The organism is Roseomonas rosulenta, assembly GCF_016106005.1.
GTDB classification, from domain to species: domain Bacteria; phylum Pseudomonadota; class Alphaproteobacteria; order Acetobacterales; family Acetobacteraceae; genus Neoroseomonas; species Neoroseomonas rosulenta.
Window position 1 is genome coordinate 1 of record NZ_JACADR010000375.1, and the last position, 3,597, is coordinate 3,597.

General features: G+C 74.4%; 4 protein-coding genes and 1 pseudogene. 3 read left to right on the plus strand and 2 right to left on the minus strand.

Annotated elements, in window-relative coordinates:
• From HW578_RS24450 to HW578_RS24460, 3 genes are all read left to right on the plus strand, one after another.
• Nucleotides 1-1,070: class I adenylate-forming enzyme family protein (locus HW578_RS24450; protein ID WP_198373313.1), on the plus strand; the 1,070-nt coding region annotated here is incomplete at its 5' end.
• A 117-nt stretch (nt 1,071-1,187) separates the two neighbouring features.
• Nucleotides 1,188-1,478 carry an acyl carrier protein gene (locus HW578_RS24455; protein ID WP_198373314.1) on the plus strand — a complete coding sequence of 97 codons (291 nt, stop codon included), beginning with the start codon at nt 1,188-1,190 and terminating at the stop codon, nt 1,476-1,478.
• On the plus strand, nt 1,478-2,359 hold the full coding sequence (locus HW578_RS24460; RefSeq protein WP_198373315.1) for a hypothetical protein: 882 nt from the start codon (nt 1,478-1,480) through the stop codon (nt 2,357-2,359). Before HW578_RS24455 ends, HW578_RS24460 begins: the two co-directional genes overlap by 1 nt.
• Here the strand turns inward: HW578_RS24460 and HW578_RS24465 are convergent, their stop codons facing one another.
• Together HW578_RS24465 and HW578_RS24470 are read right to left on the minus strand one after the other, a co-directional pair.
• Nucleotides 2,360-3,226, minus strand: a complete 867-nt coding sequence (locus HW578_RS24465; protein ID WP_198373316.1) for a LysR family transcriptional regulator — start codon at nt 3,224-3,226, stop codon at nt 2,360-2,362. It abuts the gene before it with no gap.
• Nucleotides 3,227-3,334: 108 nt separating this feature from the next.
• A pseudogene (locus tag HW578_RS24470) lies at nt 3,335-3,597 on the minus strand (DUF2076 domain-containing protein); the annotation flags it as partial.

Genomic DNA, 3,597 nt, shown 5'->3' on the forward strand with positions numbered 1-3,597 from the left:
ACATCGAGGCCGCGCGCGCCGCGCCGCCCGCCGCCCTGCCGCCGCCGCCGGGCGTGGCCGAGCTGGTGGTCGGCACCTCCGGCACCACCGGCCGGCCGAAGCTGATGGCGGCGAACGAGGCCATGATGGTGGACCGCGCCGGCGTCCTGGCCGCGCATGGCCGGGTGTTCCTCCATGCGCTGGGCTTCGACGGCAACCACGGCAAGCGCCTCACGCTGCGCAGCCTGGTCACCGGCGGCACCGAGGTGCTGGCAGGTGCCGCGGGGCCGGAGGGCTTTCCCGCCCTGGCCCGGCGCTTCGGCATCGAGCGCATGCACCTCCAGCCCAAGGCCGCCGCGGCGCTGCTGGCCGAGCGCGAGCGCGGCGGCGCCTTCCCGCCGGGGATGCGGCTCTTCACCACGGGCACGCGCATCCCGCAGGCCCTGCGGCTGGACTTGCAGGCCGCGCTCGGCGTCGGCGTCCATGTGCAATACGGCACGACCGAGGTCGGCATGGTGAGCATCGCCGGCCCCGCCGACCATGCCGGGGACCCCGACGGCGTCGGGCGGGTCTTCCCGGGCATCGAGGTCTCGACGGTGGATGAGGCAGGCCGGGTGCTGCCGCCCGGCGCGGAAGGGCTGCTCGGCTTCCGTTCCTCCGGTGCGGTGCGCGGCTACCTCGACGATGCCGAGGCCAATGCACGCTTCTTCCCGGAAGGCTGGTTCCGCCCGGGCGATGTCGGCAGCATCGGGCCGGATGGCGCCTTGCGCATCCTCGGCCGGCAGGACGACATGATGACGCTCGGCATCATCAAGATCTTCCCCGCCGAGATCGAGGCGGTGGCCGAGGGCTTCCCCGGCGTGGCCGACTGCGCCGTCTTCGCGCTGCCCTCGGGCAGCCTGGGCGAGATCCCGGTGCTGGCCTGCGTGGCGGGGCCGGGCTTCGATGCCGCGGCGCTGCTGGCGCAATGCCGCGCGCGGCTCGGCGTGCGCGCGCCGCGCAAGGTGGTGGTGCTGGCGGCGCTGCCGCGCAACCCTGCGGGCAAGGTGCTGCGGCGCGAATTGCCGCGCCTGGCTGGCCTGCTGCGCTGAGCCACCCCGCGCCGCGGTGGCGCAACCGCGGGTTGGGCTGGGCCTTGCGCCTTGCGGCGGCAGGGGTGCCTCGTCACATTGCCCGCGCCGAGACCGCTGGGACACGAAACGAAAACCATGGACCACGCCCCCGCCGCAGCCCTGCGTGATGCCGCTCGCCTGCGCGACCTGGTCGCCGAGGGCGTGCGGCAGAATCCCGTGGTCACGGTCTCGGACCCCGCGCTGCTCACGCGGCTGGCCGATCCGGCGGCGGATTGCGGCTTCGAGGAACTGGGATTCGATTCGCTGGCGCGCATGGAGCTCTGCATCTGGATGCAGGTCGAGGCGGGGCTGGAAGTGACCGAGGCCGAGCTGCTCGACCACCCCACCGTCGCCGCGCTCGCGGTGCACCTGGCCGTGCGCGGCTGATGGATGTCGCGGCCGCGCTGGCCCGGTGCACCACGACGGCCGAGCGTTACCGGGTGCAGATCGAGGCGGAGAACCACCTGACCCCGGCGGAGCTGGAGGCGCTGCATGCTGCCGCGCCCGACCTGCCGGATACCTCCCGTGAGTGGGTCGAGAAGCTGGCGGCGCTGTGCCGGCGCATCCGCCAGCCGACCCAGCCCTTCCGGCGCCGGGCCCTGACGCCCCACATTTCCTTCCATGAGGGCGCGGCACCGGCGGGGGCGCCGCGCATCCTGGTGGTCGCCTTCACCGGCGTGGCGCAGCGGATGATGCTGCCGCTCGCGCCCTTCCTGCAGTCCCTGCCCGCCGAACGCTGCGACGTGGTGGTGCTGCGCGACCCCTACCGCCACGCCTTCCTCGGAGGCGTGCCGGGCTATGCGGCGGACCTGCCGGCACTGGCGGAGCGGCTCGCGGCCGACCTGCCGATGGCGCGCTATGCCGACATGTGCTGCATCGGCGTCAGCTCGGGTGGCACCGCGGCCCTGGCCTTTGGGCCCTGGTTGGGCGCGCGGCTGGCGCTGTCGCTCGGCGGCATGCACCCCTCGGGGATGGGGCTGCGCGCGGCCGGTTCGCAGATCGACCGCTTCGCCTTCGACCGTCTGCGCGCCGCCGCGCCGCCGGCCGCGACGCGGCTCGTCTGTGCCCATGGCGAGGACTTCCCGCGCGACGCCGTGCGCAACCGCCTGCTGGCGATGACGGTGCCAGGCAGCGAAGTGCTGGTGCTGCGCGGCGTGGGGCTGCACGGAGCGGTCGCCGGCCTGTTCCAGCGCAACGCCCTCGCGCGCTTCATGGAAGAGATCCTGCTCGACGGCGCGCTGCCCGAGGGCGGTGTCTGGCAGCCCTGATCAGGCGGCGCGCGAGGCCGCGGGCGCGAGGCTGTCGCGGATGAAGCCGATCAGTGGCTCGACCAGCGCCGAGCGCCCTTCGGCATCGCCGAAGACGCACATCTCCGCTGTGCCGCAGGCCGGCAGGCCCGCCAGCTCCTCGAGACCCGGGGGCAGGCCCGAGCGGCCCAGCACGGTCGCCGCGAAGCCCGCCTGTGCCGCCGCCGCCACGCCAAGCAGCGAGGCCGAGGTGTAGAGCACCTCGAAGGCAATGCCGGCGCGGGCGAGGGCGGCCAGCGCGCGGTCGCGGAACATGCAGCCCTGCGGCAGCATCGCCACCGGCAGGGCGCGGTCGGGCGGCGGGGTCCAGCCGGGGGCGGCGGTCCAGATGATGGTCTCGGTGAAGATCGGCCGTCCCTCGGTCTCGCCGTCGCGCCGCTTGCCGAGCACGAGGTCGAGCGCGCCATCCGCCATGGCCGTGCGGAGTTCGTGGCTGCGGCCCACTTCCACCTCGAGCCGGACCTCCGGATAGGTCTGCGCGAAGCGCGCCAGCACGGGGGCAAGGTTGCGCGGGATGAAGTGGTCGGCGACGCCCAGGCGCAGCCGGCCGGCGACGGGTGGGGCAACCATGCGGCGCACCGCCTCGTCGTTCAGGGCCAGGATGCGGCGGGCGTATGCGAGCAGCGTCTCGCCCTCGCGCGTCAGCGCCACGCCGCGCCCGCCGCGGTCGAGCACGCGCTTGCCCAGGATCTCCTCGAGCCGCTTCACCTTGAGGCTGATCGCGGATTGCGTGAGGCCGAGCGCCGTGCCGGCGGCGGTGAAGCCGCCGCGCTCGGCGACCGTGACGAAGCCACGCAGAAGGTCGAGGTCGAGGTCCGGGATGCGCATCGCATGAGGAATCATCATGCGACCCGGCAGGTCAATGATGGATGCAAATGAAAATGGGCCGGACCCCAGAAGGAGCCCGGCCCTGTCGCTGATCGCCGCGCGGGCGGATCAGATTTCCTCGTCGCCGCCCCAGTCGCCGCCGTCATCGGCGGCGCCCCAGGCATCCTGCGGTTCGGCCGCCGCGGCGTCCTGGTAGCCCGTGTCGGCAGGCGCCTTCTCACCGCCCCAGCCGGCGGCGGAGGCCGGCTCGGTCCAGGGCGAGGAGGCCGGCGCGGCATCCGCGCCGAGCCCCGCGGCCTGCGCCGCGCCGCCATGGCCGCCGAGGGCGCTCATGAGCATGTTGCCGAGCAGCATGCCGCCCGCGACACCCG

Bases quoted from the DNA above. Each gene is read 5' to 3' on its own strand.
- HW578_RS24455 (WP_198373314.1), top strand. From the start codon at position 1,188: ATGGACCACGCCCCCGCCGCAGCCCTGCGTGATGCCGCTCGCCTGCGC.
- HW578_RS24460 (WP_198373315.1), top strand. From the start codon at position 1,478: ATGGATGTCGCGGCCGCGCTGGCCCGGTGCACCACGACGGCCGAGCGT.
- HW578_RS24465 (WP_198373316.1), bottom strand. From the start codon at position 3,226: ATGCGCATCCCGGACCTCGACCTCGACCTTCTGCGTGGCTTCGTCACG.